This is a genomic window from Thauera linaloolentis 47Lol = DSM 12138 (genome assembly GCF_000310205.1).
GTDB lineage: Bacteria > Pseudomonadota > Gammaproteobacteria > Burkholderiales > Rhodocyclaceae > Thauera > Thauera linaloolentis.
This window is the reverse complement of the sequence record NZ_AMXE01000083.1, coordinates 1-15,805: the sequence shown is the minus strand read 5'-3', so window position 1 is coordinate 15,805 and position 15,805 is coordinate 1. Positions and strand designations below refer to the sequence as shown.

The window sequence follows — 15,805 nt, the reverse complement described above, 5'->3', positions numbered from 1 at the left end:
TGCGCTGGCGGCGGCGCGCGCGGCGTCGAGGTCGGCCGGCGGCAGCACCGCGCCGGGGCGCTCGGTCAGGGCCGGCTGGCCCTTCAGCACCTTGCGCTGCAGCGCCAAGGGGAAGCCGTCGGGCGGCAGGCCGAGTTCGCCGCGCATCAGTTGCACGACGGATTCGGGGAAGGCGATCTCGCGCGCCGGGTTGAGCACGTCGGCCGGTGTCAGTTCGTTGGCGACCATGAAGATGGCCATGTCGCCGACCACCTTGGAAGTCGGGGTGACCTTGACGATGTCGCCGAACAGCATGTTGACGTCGGCATAGGCCTGGGCGATGGCGTCCCAGCGGTGTTCCAGCCCCATCGCGCGGGCCTGCTCGCGCAGGTTGGTGTATTGGCCGCCGGGCATTTCGTGGCGATAGACGTCGGCGGTGCCGGCGCGCATGTCGGCTTCGAAGGGGGCGTAGTGGCGGCGCACGCCCTCCCAGTAGTGGGAGAAGGGGCGGATCTGGTCGAGCGTGACGTCCGGCGCGCGTTCGCTGCCTTCCAGCGCGGCAACGATGGCGCCCAGCGAGGGCTGCGAGGTGAGCCCGCTCATGGCGTCCATGGCGCCGTCCACCGCGTCCGCACCGGCCTCGATGGCCGCCAGCACGCTGGCCGCCGAGGCGCCGCTGGTGTCGTGGGTATGGAAGTGCACCGGCAGGCCGGTTTCCTCGCGCAGGGCCTTGACCAGCGCGCTCACCGCGCGTGGGCGGCAGATGCCGGCCATGTCCTTGATGCCGAGGATGTGGGCGCCGGCGCGTTCGAATTGTCTGGCGAGATCGACGTAGTACTTCAGCGAATATTTGTCGCGCCGGGCGTCGAACAGGTCGCCGGTGTAGCACAGCGCGGCTTCGCACAGCGCGCCGGACTCGTTCACCGCATCCATCGCCACCCGCATGTTGCCGGCGTTGTTGAGCGAATCGAAGACGCGGAACAGGTCGATGCCTTCGGCCGCCGCGCGCTGCACGAAGAAGCGCACCACGTTGTCCGGGTAGTTGGTGTAGCCCACCGCGTTGGAGGCGCGCAGCAGCATCTGGAACAGGATGTTGGGCACCCGTTCGCGCAGTTGCGCCAGGCGTTGCCACGGATCTTCCTTGAGGAAGCGCATCGCCACGTCGAAGGTGGCGCCGCCCCAGCATTCCAGCGACAGCAGGCCGGCCAGCTCGCGCGCGTAGTGCGGCGCCGCCGGCAGCATGTCGGCGGTGCGCATGCGGGTGGCGAACAGCGACTGGTGGGCGTCGCGCAGCGTGGTGTCGGTGAGCAGCACCGCCTGCTGTTGCCGCATCCACGCAGCGAAGCCGGCGGGGCCGAGTTCGCGCAGCAGGTCGCGGCTGCCGGCGGGGATCGGGGCGTCCAGGCTGGCGGCCGGCCAGATCAGGCCGGTGTCGCCGTGCGCGGCCTGGGCGGCGGGCGCGGGTTGGCGGCCCTTCATCTCCGGGTTGCCGTTGACGACCACTTCGCCGATGAATTCGAGCATGCGCGTGGCGCGGTCCTGGCGCGGCGTGGTGGCGAGCAGTTCCGGCGTTTCGTCGATGAAGCGGGTGGTGCAGCTGCCGTCGCGGAAGGACGGATGGCCGACCACGTTCTCGAGGAAGGCGAGGTTGGTGGCCACGCCGCGGATGCGGAACTCGCGCAGCGCGCGGTCCATGCGCTGCGCGGCTTCGGCTGGCTCGCGGCCCCAGGCGGTGACCTTGACCAGCAGCGAGTCGTAGTAGGGCGTGATGACGGCGCCGGTGTAGGCGGTGCCGGCGTCCAGGCGGATGCCGAAGCCGGCGGCGCTGCGGTAGGCGCCGAGCTTGCCGTAGTCCGGCGCGAAGCTCTTGTCCGGGTCTTCGGTGGTGACGCGGCATTGCAGGGCGTGGCCGTTGAGGCGGATGCCGGCCTGCGCCGGCACGCCGCAGGCCGCGTCGCCGATACGCGCGCCTTCGCTGATGTGGATCTGCGCCTTGACGATGTCGATGCCGGTGACTTCTTCGGTGACGGTGTGTTCGACCTGGATGCGCGGGTTCACTTCGATGAAGTAGAACGCGCCGCTGTCCGCGTCCATGAGAAATTCCACCGTGCCGGCGTGGGTGTAGCCCACCGAGCGGCACAGGCGCAGCGCGGCCTCGCACAATGCGGCGCGCCGGGCGTCGTCCAGGTAGGGGGCCGGGGCGCGTTCCACCACCTTCTGGTTGCGCCGCTGCACCGAACAGTCGCGCTCGAACAGGTGCACGAGCTGGCCGTGGGTGTCGCCGAGCACCTGAACTTCCACATGGCGGGCGCGCACGATGCGCTTTTCGAGGTAGACCTCGTCGTTGCCGAAGGCGGCCTTGGCCTCGCGCCGCGCGGCGGCGATGGCCGCGGCCAGTTCGTCCTCGCGGTCGATCGCGCGCATGCCGCGCCCGCCGCCGCCCCAACTGGCCTTGAGCATCAGCGGGTAGCCGATGGCGGCGGCCTGCGCCTTCACCGCGTCGAGGTCGTCCGGCAGCGCGCCGGTGGCCGGGATCACCGGCACGTCCGCCGCGATGGCGGCATTGCGTGCCGCGACCTTGTTGCCCAGCGTGCGCATCACGTCGGGCGAGGGGCCGATGAATTCGATGCCGGCCGCCGCGCAGGCGTCGGCGAAGTCCGGGTTCTCCGACAGGAAGCCGTAGCCGGGGTGGATCGCGTCCACACCCGCCTCGCGCGCGATGCGCAGGATGTCGCCGATGTCGAGGTAGGCCTGGATGGGCGTCTTGCCGGCGCCGACCAGATAGCTTTCGTCGGCCTTGAAGCGGTGCAGCGCGAAGCGGTCCTCGCGGGCGTAGATGGCCACGGTGCGGATGCCCAGCTCGGCGGCGGCGCGCATCACGCGGATGGCGATCTCGCTGCGGTTGGCGACCAGCAGGCTGCGGATGTTCTTCATGGCGGAGTCCTTCGGCGGAAAGGGATGGGCGACCGCCCATCCCCAGGAGAGCGGCCGGTCGGGTCAGGTGTAACGCTTTTCCAGCGCGTCCCACTCGGTCTTGCCGACCAGGCGCTGGCGTTCGGCAAAGGGTGTGACCAGGCCGCTCGACTCCTTGACCTCCTTCTCGTCGCGCAGCACGGTCAGCGCCTTCTGCATGCCCATGACCGCACCTTGCAGTGCAGCATTGGCATACAGGACGATACCGTAACCAAGTCCGCCCAGTTCGGTGGCGTTGAAGATGGGCGTCTTGCCGCCGATGACCATGTTCATCAATTGCGGCTTGGCCAGGCGCTGCGGCAGCGCGCGGATTTCGTCGGCGCTCGTCACCGCCTCGACGAACAGGATGTCGGCGCCGGCTTCGGCAAACAGCTGCGCGCGTTCGACGGCGGCCTCGAAGCCATGCACGGCGGCGGCGTCGGTGCGCGCCATGATGAGGAAGTCGGGGTCGCGGCGGGCGTCGGCGGCGGCCTTGATCTTGCTGACGGCCTCTTCGGTGCTGATCACGTCCTTGCCGTTGAAATGGCCGCAGCGCTTGGGCGCGACCTGGTCTTCGAGCTGGATGCAGTCGGCGCCGGCGCGCTCCAGCGTGCGCACGGTGTGATAGACGTTCACTGCGTTGCCGAAGCCGGTATCGGCATCCACCAGCAGCGGCACCTCGACGGCGTCGCGGATGCGCGCGGTGTGGTCGGCGATTTCGGCCAGGCCCATGAAGCCCTGGTCGGGCATGCCGAACCACATGTTGGTGACGCCGGCGCCGGTGACGTAGATGGCCTCGAAGCCGAGGTCGGCGACCACCTTGGCGGACAGCGCGTTGAAGGCGCCGGGAACGATGACGCCGCGCCTGGCTTCGACCAGGGCTTTCAGTTTCTTGCGAGTGGACATGGTGTCTCCTTGTTCGGGGGCTGTGTTCTAGGGGTCAGAAAGCGTCGCCGGGCACGCGCACCACGCCTTCCATCAGCACGCGGGCGGAGCGGCTCATGATGGCCTTGGTGACCGCCCACTGGCCGTTCGCCTGCGTGGCCTGGGCGCCGACGCGCAAGGTGCCGGAGGGATGGCCGAAACGGACGGCCTCGCGCTCGCCGCCGCCGGCGGTGAGATTGACCAGCGTGCCGGGAATGGCCGCCGCCGTGCCGATGGCCACCGCCGCCGTGCCCATCATGGCGTGGTGCAGCTTGCCCATCGACAGCGCGCGCACCAGCAGGTCCACGTCGCCGGCGGCGACGGTCTTGCCGCTGGACGAGACGTAGTCCTTGGGCGGCGAGACGAAGGCGATCTTGGGCGTGTGCTGGCGGGTGGCGGCTTCTTCGGGGGCCTTGATCAGGCCCATGCGCAGCGCGCCGGCGACGCGGATCTTCTCGAAGCGCGCCAGCGCCTCGGGGCTGCCGTTGATGTCCTCGCGCAGTTCGGTGCCGGTGTAGCCGATGTCCTCGGCGTTGACGAACACGGTGGGGATGCCGGCGGCGATCATCGTCGCCTTGAAGGTGCCGACGCCGGGCACTTCGAGCTCGTCCACCAGGTTGCCGGTCGGGAACATCGAGCCGCCCCCATCACCCTCGGCACCGTCGTCGGACGGATCGAGGAATTCCAGCACGATCTCGGCCGCCGGGAAGGTCACGCCGTCCAACTCGAAGTCGCCGGTTTCCTGCACCTGGCCGCCGGCGACCGGCACGTGGGCGATGATGGTCTTGCCGATGTTGGCCTGCCAGATGCGCACCACGCACACGCCGTCCTGCGGAATGCGCGCCGGATCGACCAGCCCGGCATGGAGGGCGAAGGCGCCGGCGGCGGTGGACAGGTTGCCGCAGTTGCCGGACCAGTCCACGAAAGCCTTGTCGATCGAGACCTGGCCGTAGAGGTAATCCACGTCGTGCTCCGGCCGCTCGCTCTTCGACAGGATCACGCACTTGCTGGTGCTGGAGGTGGCGCCGCCCATGCCGTCGATCTGCGCGCCATAGGGGTCGGGGCTGCCGATGACGCGCTGGAACAGCCTGTCGCGGGCCGCGCCCGGCGTCCGGCAGCGCTCGGGCAGATCCTGCAGGCGGAAGAACACGCCCTTGCTGGTGCCGCCGCGCATGTAGGTGGCGGGGATTTTCACTTGCGCTGCATGGGCCATGTGCGGGGCTCCTGTCTGGCCGCCGCGAAACGCGGCCGTGTGTGGATGGATGGGGGAAGGGCGCCGCGGCGCCGCTTCCCGCCGGGTGTGCTGCTTATACCGTGCCTTCCAGGAAGTCCTTGGCGAAGCGCTGCAGCACGCCGCCGGCTTCGTACACCGAGACTTCCTCGTCGGAGTCGAGACGGCTGGTGACCGGCACCTGCAAGGTTTCGCCGTTGCGGCGGTGGATGACCAGCGTAAGGTCGGCACGCGGCCTGCGCTCGCCGGTCACGTCGAACGTCTCGGTGCCGTCCAGGCCTAGCGTCTTGCGCGTGGTGCCGGGCTTGAATTCCAGCGGCAGCACGCCCATGCCGATCAGGTTGGTGCGGTGGATGCGCTCGAAGCCTTCGGCCACGATCACTTCCACCCCGGCGAGGCGCACGCCCTTGGCCGCCCAGTCACGGCTGGAGCCCTGGCCGTAGTCGGCGCCAGCGATGATGATCAGCGGCTGGCCGCGGTTCATGTAGGTCTCGATCGCTTCCCACATGCGCATCACCTTGCCTTCCGGCTCGACGCGGGCCAGCGACCCTTGCTTCACCGTGCCGTCCTCGTTCAGCACCATCTCGTTGAACAGCTTGGGGTTGGCGAAGGTGGCGCGCTGCGCGGTGAGGTGGTCGCCGCGGTGGGTGGCGTAGGAGTTGAAGTCCTCCTCCGGTAGGCCCATCTTCGCCAGGTATTCGCCGGCGGCCGAGTCCAGCAGGATGGCGTTGGACGGCGACAGGTGGTCGGTGGTGATGTTGTCCGGCAGGATCGCCAGCGGGCGCATGCCCTTCAGCGTGCGTTCGCCGGCCAGCGCGCCTTCCCAGTAAGGCGGGCGGCGGATGTAGGTCGATTGCGGGCGCCAGTCGTACAGTGGCGAGGCGGCGCGCTCGGCATCCTTCTTCTCGAACATCGGGATGTAGACCTGGTTGAACTGCTCTGGCTTCACTGCCTGGGCGACGATGGCGTCGATCTCCTCGTCGGTCGGCCAGATGTCCTTCAGGCGCACCGCGCGGCCGGCGCTGATCGTCAGCCAGTCCTGCTCGATGTCGAAGCGCACGGTGCCGGCGATGGCATAGGCCACCACCAGCGGCGGGCTGGCGAGGAAGGCCTGCTTGGCGTAGGGGTGGATGCGGCCGTCGAAGTTGCGGTTGCCGGACAGCACGGCGGTGGCGTACAGGTCGCGGTCGATGATTTCCTGCTGGATCTTGGGGTCGAGCGCGCCGCTCATGCCGTTACAGGTGGTGCAGGCAAAGGCGACGATGCCGAAGCCCAGGGCTTCCAGGTCTTCGAGCAGGCCGGCTTCCTTCAGGTACAGCTCGACGACCCTGGAGCCGGGCGCGAGCGAGGTCTTGACCCAGGGCTTGCGCGTCAGGCCCAGCCTGCGCGCCTTGCGCGCCAGCAGGCCGGCGGCGATCAGGTTGCGCGGGTTCGACGTATTGGTGCACGAGGTGATGGCGGCGATGATGACCGCGCCGTCCGGGATCTGGCCCACGGCTTCCTGCGCGCGCGCTTCCTTCAGGTTGCCAGCGATGCCGCGTTCGGCCAGCGCCGACGTGGGCAGGCGGCGGTGCGGGTTGCTCGGGCCGGCCATGTTGCGCACCACGGTGGACAGGTCGAACTCCAGCACGCGCTCGTATTCGGCGCTGGCCAGCGCGTCGGCCCACAGGCCGGCTTCCTTGGCGTAGGTTTCCACCAGCGCGACCTGCTCGTTGCTGCGGCCGGTCAGACGCAGGTAGTCCAGCGTCTGCCGGTCGATGAAGAACAGCGCCGCGGTGGCGCCGTATTCCGGCGCCATGTTGGAGATGGTGGCACGGTCGCCGATGGTGAGGCTGGCGGCGCCCTCGCCGTAGAACTCCAGGTAGGCGCCGACGACCTTTTCCTTGCGCAGGAACTCGGTCAGCGCCAGCACCACGTCAGTGGCGGTGATGCCGGGCTGGCGGCGGCCGCTGAGCCTGACGCCGACGATGTCCGGCAGGCGCATCATCGATGCACGGCCGAGCATGACGTTCTCGGCCTCCAGGCCGCCGACGCCGACCGCGATGACGCCCAGCGCGTCGATGTGCGGGGTGTGGCTGTCGGTGCCGACGCAGGTGTCGGGGTAGGCCAGGCCCTTGTCGGCATGGATCACCGGCGACATCTTCTCCAGATTGATCTGGTGCATGATGCCGTTGCCCGCCGGGATCACGTCCACGTTGTCGAACGCGGTCTTGGTCCACTCGATGAAGTGGAAGCGGTCTTCGTTGCGGCGGTCCTCGATGTCGCGGTTCTTCTGGAAGGCATCGGGGTCGAAGCCGCCGCACTCCACCGCCAGCGAGTGGTCGACGATGAGCTGCACCGGCACCACCGGGTTGACCGCCGCCGGGTCGCCGCCCTGGTCGGCGATGGCGTCGCGCAGGCCGGCGAGGTCGACCAGCGCGGTCTGGCCGAGGATGTCGTGGCACACCACGCGTGCCGGGAACCACGGGAAGTCGCGGTCGCGCTTGCGTTCGATCAGTTGCGACAGACAGGCGCCGATGATGGCCGGGTCGGCCTTGCGCACGATGTTCTCGGCGTGGATGCGGGCGGTGTACGGCAGCTTCGCCCAGGCGCCGGGCTGGATCGCGTCGACGGCTTCACGGGCGTCGAAGTATTCCAGCGTGGTGCCGGGCAGGGGTTTGCGATGGGCTGTATTCATGGATGGCTGGCGGTCGGGGCCGACGTGGATGAGGTTGATGCGGGCAGGAAGGGCGCGGTGGGCAGGGCGCCGCCGCGCGGACCGGGGCGCCGTACGCGGCGGCCGTGGTGCCTTGACAGGAGGGAGATCACGGCCGCCACGGCGCTCAGTGGCGTGCCTCGATGGGCACGAAAGCCAGATCGTCCGGGCCGATGTAGTTGGCGCTCGGGCGGATGATCTTGTTGTCGATGCGCTGCTCGATGATGTGCGCCGCCCAGCCGCTGGTGCGCGCGATGACGAACAGCGGGGTGAACATCGCCGTCGGCACGCCCATCATGTGGTAGCTCACGGCGCTGAACCAGTCCAGGTTGGGGAACATCTGCTTCACTTCCCACATCACCTGCTCCAGGCGCTCGGCGATGTCGTACATCTTGGTCGAGCCGGCTTCATCCGACAGTTGCTTGGCCACGCCCTTGATGACGACGTTGCGCGGGTCGCTGACGGTATACACCGGGTGGCCGAAGCCGATCACCACTTCCTTGTTGTCCACGCGGCGGCGGATGTCGGCTTCCGCCTCGGCCGGATTGTCGTAGCGCTTCTGGATCTCGAACGCCACCTCGTTGGCGCCGCCGTGCTTGGGCCCGCGCAGCGCGCCGATGGCGCCGGCGACGGCCGAATACATGTCGCTGCCGGTGCCGGCGATCACGCGTGCGGTGAAGGTCGAGGCATTGAATTCATGCTCGGCGTACAGGTTGAGCGAGGTGTGCATCGCCCGCACCCAGGTCGCCGGCGGCGTTTCGCCGTGCAGCAGGTGCAGGAAGTGGCCGCCGATGGAGTCGTCGTCGGTTTCCACCTCGATGCGCTGGCCCTTGGTGGCCCAGTGGTACCAGTACAGCAGCATCGAACCCAGCGAGGCCATCAGGCGGTCGGCGATGTCACGCGCGCCCGGCGTGTTGTGGTCGTCCTTCTCCGGCAGCACACAGCCGAGCGCGGAGACGCCGGTGCGCATCACGTCCATCGGGTGGGCCGAGGCCGGCAGGCGCTCCAGCGCTTCCTTGACGCTGGCGGGCAGGCCGCGCATCGCCTTCAGCCTGGCCTTGTAGGCGCGCAGCTCGGCACGGGTCGGCAGCTTGCCGTGCACCAGCAGATGGGCCACTTCCTCGAATTCGCAGCGCTCGGCGATGTCGAGGATGTCGTAGCCGCGGTAGTGCAGGTCGTTGCCGGTCTTGCCGACGGTGCAGAGCGCGGTGTTGCCGGCGGTGACGCCGGACAGGGCGACCGACTTCTTCGCCTTGGGTGGGGTGTTGGTGGTGGTCGTCATGCAGGTCTCCTTCACTCGATATGCGTCGGCGGAATGGCCACCGTCGTGGATGAACTGCACTATACGCAGTGTGAAAATTGCGTAAATGACTGAAAAGGCGAGGGTTTGCAAAGAGATTCGAGTGAATCTGCAAAGCTTGCGAAAGTGGGCCGGCGTGTTGCTGGCGGCCGTCGGAGTGGCGCGGCAGGGGCGGAATTGATCTGGATCAAGTGAGAATGATTATCATTGAGTGGTATAATCCGTGCCGTCCCGCATGCATGCCTGCCGAGCTGGCGCGCCACGTGGGATGCCGTACCGCCGCGTGGGCCCGTCTGGCCTTTCCGCGTATTTTTTCGATCCGATGTCCAGCAAGCAACCGATGCCCGCGCGGCTAGGCAGCCAGCCAGATCCTGATGGAGATTTCCATGTTGAAGCTGCTGTCCGCCCGGGTGTCCGGGCGTCGTGGGGGGAGGGGGCCGGTCCGACCGGCGCCGCTGTACGGGGCGCTGCTGGCGCTTGCCGGTCTGGCGCCGGCGGCGGGCCTGGCGGCCGGCGATGACAAGCCTCTGGACGAAGTCGTGGTCACCGCCACCCAGCGCGAGCAGGCCATCCGCGACGTGCCGGCCGCGGCCTCGGTGGTGTCGCGCGAAGACCTCCGCATCAGCGGCGCCGACAGCGTGCTCGACGCGATCCGCGAGACCCCCGGCATCGGCCTGCTCGGCCGCAGCGTCGGCGGGCGCAAGACGATGTCGCTGCGCGGCATGGACGGCAAGCACACGCTGTACCTCGTCAACGGCCTGCGCGTGATCGCCACCGACGACTGGGTCGGGCATTCCGACTACCAGTACGACTGGGCCTCGGTCGACGACGTCGAACGCATCGAGGTGGTGCGCGGGCCGATGTCGGTGCTGTATGGCTCCGATGCGCTCGGCGGCGTGGTCAATACCATCACCCGCCGTCCGGCCGACCACTGGCAGGGCAGCGTGCGCCTGTCCGGCAGCGATGCGGGCGGCGCGGGTGGCGGCGATGCGGTGGGCGGCGGCGTGCACCTGTCCGGCCCGCTCACCGACACCCTGCGCGTGGGCCTGTCGGCCACCCGCCTCGACCGCGACCCCTTGGAGCTGAAGGAAGACCGCCGGCTGTCCGAGGTCGAAGGCACGGAACTGAATTCCGGCCACCTGCTGCTGTCGTGGGCGCCGCTGGCCGGCCACACCATCGACCTGGAGCACCGCGTCAGCGATGAGGAGCGCACGCGCGACCAGATCAGCAGCGGAACCTACTACGAAGATCTCTACGACATCGACCGTTCGCAGACCATCGCCACCTGGCAGGGCAAGTGGGGCAAGGTCGACAGCCAGTTGCGCGTGTGGGAGTCGGACTTCTCGGTGTCGAGCCGGCGGACCAACGGCGTGGCGCCGACGCGCCCGCAGAGCATGGAAGAACGCGGCGTCGATGGCCGCGTGGGCTTTGGCCTCGGCAGCGCCCAGCATCTGACCATCGGTTTCGATGCGCGCAAGGAAGAAATGAAGAACGCCGGCCTTGCCGGCGGCAAGGACGACGCCACGCACAAGGCGGTGTATGTACAGGACGAGATCGGCCTCACCGATTCGCTGATGCTCACGCTCGGCGTGCGCCACGACCGCCACAGCATCTTCGGCGGCGAAACCAGCCCGCGTGCCTACCTGGTGTGGCACGCCAGCGAACGCTGGACCGTGCGCGGCGGCTACGGCGAAGGCTTCCGCGCGCCGACGCTGAAGCAGATCTCGCCCAACTACGAAGGCCACGAAGGGCCGCATTCCTTCTACGGCAATGGCGACATCAAGCCGGAGACCAGCCGCTCGCTGGAATTCGGCGTGGCCTACGCCGACGGCAGCGTCGAATGGGAGGCCACGGTGTTCCACAACGACGTCAAGGACCTGATCACCACCCGTCTGCTGCGCACCACGCCGCCGTCGGGCGGGCTGCCGATCCCGCGCCGCCACTACCTCTACGACAACGTCGACGAGGCCCGCATCCTGGGCGTGGAGACCGCGGCGAAATGGCAACTCGGGCGCGGCTTCTACCTGGCGGGCAATGCGCAATGGCTCGACACCGAGGACGAGGAGACCGGCGACGAGCTGGAAGGCCGTTCCCGCCTCCTGCTGAACGCGCGCGCCGGCTGGAAACAGGGGCCGTGGGACGCCGCGCTGCGCGTCGAGCACATCGGCCGCCAGTACCTCGACGACGAGCGGGCCCCGTCCTACAACCTGCTGCATGCCAGCGCGGGCTACCGGATCAGCGAACACCTGGGCGTCAGCCTCGGGGTGGACAACCTGACCGACGTCCGCCTGGCCGACAAGTCATCCGCGTTCAGCTACTCTGAGACTCCACGCACGGTGCGTGTGGCGCTTCACGGTTCGTTCTGAGCCGGCCCTCCCCGCCGGCGGACGCGCGATTTGCCGTCCGCCGGCTTCGTCATTTTCCGTTTCCCCGTCAGCCCATGAACCAGCCCTCCTCCCCGAAGCCCGCCGAGGCCGCCGCCAATCCACCGCCGTCCGGCAAGGGCCGCCACAAGGCCCTCCTGTTCGTCCTCGCCGCGCTGCTGGCCGTTGCCGTGGCCGTGCTCGCCCTGCGTACCGAGGCGCGCGCGCCGCGGGTGGCCGTGGTGAGCAGCGACTTCGTGCTCGCCGGCAAGTTCACCGCGCTGGGCAGCATCGGCAATGCCGCCGGTGTCGACGTGGATGCGCTCAACATCGACCGCGATGACGACGCGCGCATTTCCGCCGCGCTGGCCGGGGCCGAGCTGGCCCTGCTCGACGCCCCGCGGGAGGAGGACGGCCGCCGCCTGCTCGAACGCATGGCGCCGCTGCTCGAACGCGCGGGGGTGCCGTGGCTGCTGTCGTCGGCGCGTGGGCCGCAGGCCGGCGGCGGGCTCGACGCCGCCCATGGCGAGGCCCTGCACAACTATTACCGCAACGGCGGCCAGCGCAACTTCGCCGGGCTCTTCGCCTATGTACGCCACCATCTGGCGGGCGATCGCGGCATCGAGGTTCCGGCGCCGCTGATCTATCCCGAAGCCGGCTTCTACCATCCCGACCATCCCGACCAGGTGGTCGCCGACCTCGCCGCCTACCGCGCCTGGCTGGGGGCGGAGCGTGCCGGGCACAGGCCGGCGGTCGGCATCGCCATCCACCGCGCCTACATCGGCAACCTCGGTATGGCACACGTCGATGAACTGGTGCGCCGGCTGGAAGCGCGCGGCGCGCTGCCGGTGGTGTACTACCACCCGGCGACCGCCGGCGCCGGGGCGCTCGAGCTGCTGTACGACGGCGAGGGCAGGCCGGCGGTGGAGCTCGTCATCAACCTGCAAGTCATGTATCAGGCCAGCCGGCGCGAAGACTACCTCCGCCTCGGCGTGCCGGTGCTGCAGGCCCTGACCTGGCGCGGCGGCGATGCCGACGACTGGCGCGCGAGCGAGGTCGGTGTGGCGTCCGGCGGCGTGCCCTTCTACCTGGCGATTCCGGAACTGGCCGGGCTCACCGATCCGCTGATGGTCGCCGCCATCCAGGACGGCGACGCGGTGCTGATCCCCGAACAGGCCGACGCGCTGGTGGACAAGGTGTTCAAGCTTATCCGGCTGCGCACCAAGGCCCAGGCCGACAAGCGGGTGGCGCTGATGTTCTACAACTATCCGCCGGGCGAGAAGAACCTGTCGGCCTCGTTCATGAACGTGCCGCGCAGCCTGGCGCTGCTCACCGACACGCTGCGCGGCGTCGGCTACACGGTGGATGCGCTCGACGAGCAGGCGATGGTATCCGCCGCCGCCGACATGCTGGCGCCGTTCTACCGCCCCGATTTTTCGCGCCGCCTCGACGAACTGCTGACGCGCGGCCTTGCCGCGCGCCTGCCGCTGGCCGACTACCTGGCCTGGTACGGCGCCTTGCCCGCGGCGGTGCGTGAGCGCATCGAGGCGCACTGGGGCGCGCCCGCCGCCGACCCGATGCTGACCGGCGCCGAAGGCGAGCGCGCCTTCGCCATCCCGCGCCTGCAGCTCGGCAATCTCGTCATCCTGCCGCAGCCGCCGCGCGGCCGCGTCGGCGAGCCCGCCGAAAAAGCCATCTACCACGACACCCGCGTGCCGCTGACGCACTTCTATCTCGCCGCCTACCTCTATGCGCGCGCGCAGTTCGACGCCGATGCGCTGATCCACTTCGGCACCCACGGCAGCCAGGAATGGACGCCGGGCAAGGAGCGCGGCCTGTCGGTGTACGACGATCCCTATCTCGCGCTCGGTGACACGCCCATCATCTACCCCTACATCGTCGACAACATCGGCGAAGCCACCCAGGCCAAGCGTCGCGGGCGGGCCACCATCATCAGCCACCAGACGCCGTCCTTCGCCCCGGCCGGCCTGCACGAAAAGCTGATGCCGCTGCACGACCTGCTGCATGAATACGGCCTGCTCGACGACGGCGCGGTCAAGGAGCGCACCCTCGCCGCCATCGTCGACGAAGCCGCGCGCCTCAAGCTGATCGAGGACATCGGCTGGACGGCCGAGCGCGCGCGCGCCGACTTCGTGCCCTTCGAGCGCGAACTGCACGACTGGCTGCATGCACTGGCGCAGACCGCCCAGCCGCTCGGCCTGCATACCTTCGGCCAGGCGCCGCAGGCCGAGCACCGGCTGTCCACCACCATGCAGATGCTGGGCGAACGCCTGTACGGCAAGCTGGGCCTGGAAGACCCCAAGGAACTCTTCGTCGACGACTTCCGCAAGCTCGCCGAATCGCCGCCCTATCGCCTGCTCGCCGGCCATCTGCTCGATGCCGGGCAACCCGCGCCGGCCGACCCCGCGCTTGCCGAGTTGCTGGCCGAGGCGCGCGGGCATTTCGGCGCGCTGTCCGCCGCTGGCGAACATGCCGGCCTGCTCGCCGCGCTGGACGGGCGCTTCATCGACACCCACTACGGCGGCGACCCGGTGCGCAACCCCGAAAGCCTGCCCACCGGGCGTAACCTGTACGGCTTCGACCCCTCGCGCCTGCCGACCGAGCAAGCCTATGCCGCGGGCGGCGAGGCCTTCGCCCAGCTGCTGGCTGCGCACCGCGCCGAGCACGGCACGGAACTGCGCAAGCTCGCGCTCTCGCTGTGGTCGGTAGAAGCGATGCGCCACCTCGGCGTGCTCGAAGCGCAGGCCTTCCACGCCCTCGGCGTCAAGCCGGTGTGGGACCGCTTCGGCCGCATCAGCGACGTGCAGGTGATTCCGCGCGCCGAACTCGGCCGCCCGCGCGTGGACGTGGTGCTGTCGGCCACCGGCCTGTACCGCGACCATTTCCCCAACGTGATGCTGCACCTGGCGCGCGCGGTGGAACTCGTCGCCGAACTGGACGAGCCGGACAACGCGGTGCGTACCAATACCCTGGCGCTGGAAAAACGCTTGCTGGAGCAAGGCCTGTCCGCCGAGGATGCGCGCGAGTATGCGCTCACCCGCATCTTCTCCAACCAGAGCGGCACCTACGGCACCGGCCTCGAAGATGCCGCGCTCGCCACCGATAGCTGGGAAGACGAAGGCAAGCTCGCCGAGCTGTACCTGGCGCGCATGCAGTACGCCTTCGGCCCCACCGAGGCGCGCTGGGGCGAGAAGCCGGAAAAGCTCAACCTCTATGCCGAACAACTGCAGGGCGTCGAGGCGGCGGTGCTGGCGCGCTCGTCCAACCTCTACGGCATGCTCACCACCGACGACCCCTTCCAGTACCTGGGCGGCATCGGCCTCGCGGTGCGCCACCTCGGCGGCAAGACCCCCGGCCTGTACATCAGCAACCTGCGCGACGCGGCCAAGGGCAAGGTCGAATCGGCCGAGCGCTTCCTCGCCGCCGAACTGCGCGCGCGCTACTTCCACCCGCAGTGGATCGGCGCCATGCAGCAGGAAGGCCATGCCGGCACGCTCAACGTGGTCGACACCGTCAACAACTTCTGGGGCTGGACCACGGTGGCGCCCGAGATCGTGCGCGACGATCAGTGGCAGAGCTTCTTCGACGTCTACATCGACGATGCGCTCGACATGAAGATGGACGAGTGGTTCGAGCAGCACAATCCCACCGCGCGCGCGCAAATCGCCGAGCGCATGCTGGAGGCGGTGCGCAAGGAGTACTGGCAGACCGACGAGCAGACCCTGCGCAAGCTGGTGGAGGTGTACCAGGACGCGGTGGAGCGCCTCGACTACCTGCCGGCCAGCAGCATGGTCGGTGACTACGCGCAGGCGCTGGCCGCAGGCTTCGGCCTGGAGGCCGCCAGCGATGCGGCGCCGAGCGAGGCCGCCGCAGGCGCCGCCGCGCCGGAGGCGGTCACCGGCCAGGTGCTCGAACAAGTGCAGGCCGAGCAGGGTGCCGCGCCCGCGCCCTGGTTCGAGCTGCTGCTTGCCGCGCTGACCCTGCTGGCCTTCCTCGGCGGCATGCTGCGCCAGACGCGCGCGCCGGCCGCGGCGCGATGAGGCGCGCTGCCGTGCTGTGCTGGGCGGGGGCCGGCACGGCCGCGTGTGCGCTGGCGCTGGCCGGCTGGGCCGCGGAGCCGGACGCCGCGCTGCTGCCCGAAGTCGGCGTCAGCGCCGCCATCGACGCGCTTGCCGAACAGCGCCTCGCCCCAGGCATGAAGCTGGTCATCGATGCGGAGGAAATCCGTGCCCTGGGCGGCCTGTCGGTCGCCGAGGTGCTGCGCAAGCTGCCGGGGCTCGAGCGCGCCGGCCACGGCGCCGATTCGGCCGCCGCCGGTGCGCGCGGCGTGGCGCGCGACG

General features: G+C 69.4%; 7 protein-coding genes and 1 pseudogene. 3 read left to right on the top strand and 5 right to left on the bottom strand.

The genetic code is table 11. The features are described 5' to 3' along the window. The 5 genes from C666_RS15955 to prpC form a co-directional block, all read right to left on the bottom strand. Positions 1–2,913 (bottom strand): pyruvate carboxylase (locus C666_RS15955; protein ID WP_004343238.1); only part of this gene is annotated, 2,913 nt, incomplete at its 3' end. A 63-nt stretch (positions 2,914–2,976) separates the two neighbouring features. Beyond that, the gene (locus tag C666_RS15950; RefSeq protein ID WP_004343234.1) at positions 2,977–3,837 is read right to left on the bottom strand and encodes an isocitrate lyase/PEP mutase family protein; all 861 of its coding nucleotides are present in this window, start codon (positions 3,835–3,837) and stop codon (positions 2,977–2,979) included. A 34-nt stretch (positions 3,838–3,871) separates the two neighbouring features. Then, positions 3,872–5,068, bottom strand: a complete 1,197-nt coding sequence (prpF, locus tag C666_RS15945; RefSeq protein ID WP_004343231.1) for a 2-methylaconitate cis-trans isomerase PrpF — start codon at positions 5,066–5,068, stop codon at positions 3,872–3,874. A gap of 94 nt (positions 5,069–5,162) precedes the next feature. After that, complete coding sequence (acnD, locus tag C666_RS15940; protein ID WP_004343228.1) at positions 5,163–7,763, bottom strand: Fe/S-dependent 2-methylisocitrate dehydratase AcnD; 2,601 nt, start codon at positions 7,761–7,763, stop codon at positions 5,163–5,165. 145 nt (positions 7,764–7,908) lie between these two features. Beyond that, a complete protein-coding gene (prpC, locus tag C666_RS15935) occupies positions 7,909–9,063 on the bottom strand; it encodes a bifunctional 2-methylcitrate synthase/citrate synthase (protein ID WP_004343226.1) in 1,155 nt (384 codons plus the stop codon). A 404-nt stretch (positions 9,064–9,467) separates the two neighbouring features. On the opposite strand from prpC, the gene C666_RS15930 reads away from it, so the two are divergent. The 3 genes and pseudogenes from C666_RS15930 to C666_RS15920 form a co-directional block, all read left to right on the top strand. Beyond that, positions 9,468–11,447 carry a TonB-dependent receptor plug domain-containing protein gene (locus tag C666_RS15930; protein WP_004343224.1) on the top strand — a complete coding sequence of 660 codons (1,980 nt, stop codon included), beginning with the start codon at positions 9,468–9,470 and terminating at the stop codon, positions 11,445–11,447. 74 nt (positions 11,448–11,521) lie between these two features. Continuing rightward, positions 11,522–15,505, top strand: a complete 3,984-nt coding sequence (gene cobN / locus C666_RS15925; RefSeq protein WP_004343223.1) for a cobaltochelatase subunit CobN — start codon at positions 11,522–11,524, stop codon at positions 15,503–15,505. Next, positions 15,502–15,805: pseudogene (locus C666_RS15920) on the top strand (hypothetical protein); the annotation flags it as partial. The gene cobN and the pseudogene C666_RS15920, both read left to right, overlap by 4 nt.

Coding starts and splice junctions, on each gene's coding strand:
- prpF (WP_004343231.1), bottom strand. CDS start 5,068: ATGGCCCATGCAGCGCAAGTGAAAATCCCCGCCACCTACATGCGCGGC.
- C666_RS15950 (WP_004343234.1), bottom strand. CDS start 3,837: ATGTCCACTCGCAAGAAACTGAAAGCCCTGGTCGAAGCCAGGCGCGGC.
- prpC (WP_004343226.1), bottom strand. CDS start 9,063: ATGACGACCACCACCAACACCCCACCCAAGGCGAAGAAGTCGGTCGCC.
- C666_RS15930 (WP_004343224.1), top strand. CDS start 9,468: ATGTTGAAGCTGCTGTCCGCCCGGGTGTCCGGGCGTCGTGGGGGGAGG.
- cobN (WP_004343223.1), top strand. CDS start 11,522: ATGAACCAGCCCTCCTCCCCGAAGCCCGCCGAGGCCGCCGCCAATCCA.
- acnD (WP_004343228.1), bottom strand. CDS start 7,763: ATGAATACAGCCCATCGCAAACCCCTGCCCGGCACCACGCTGGAATAC.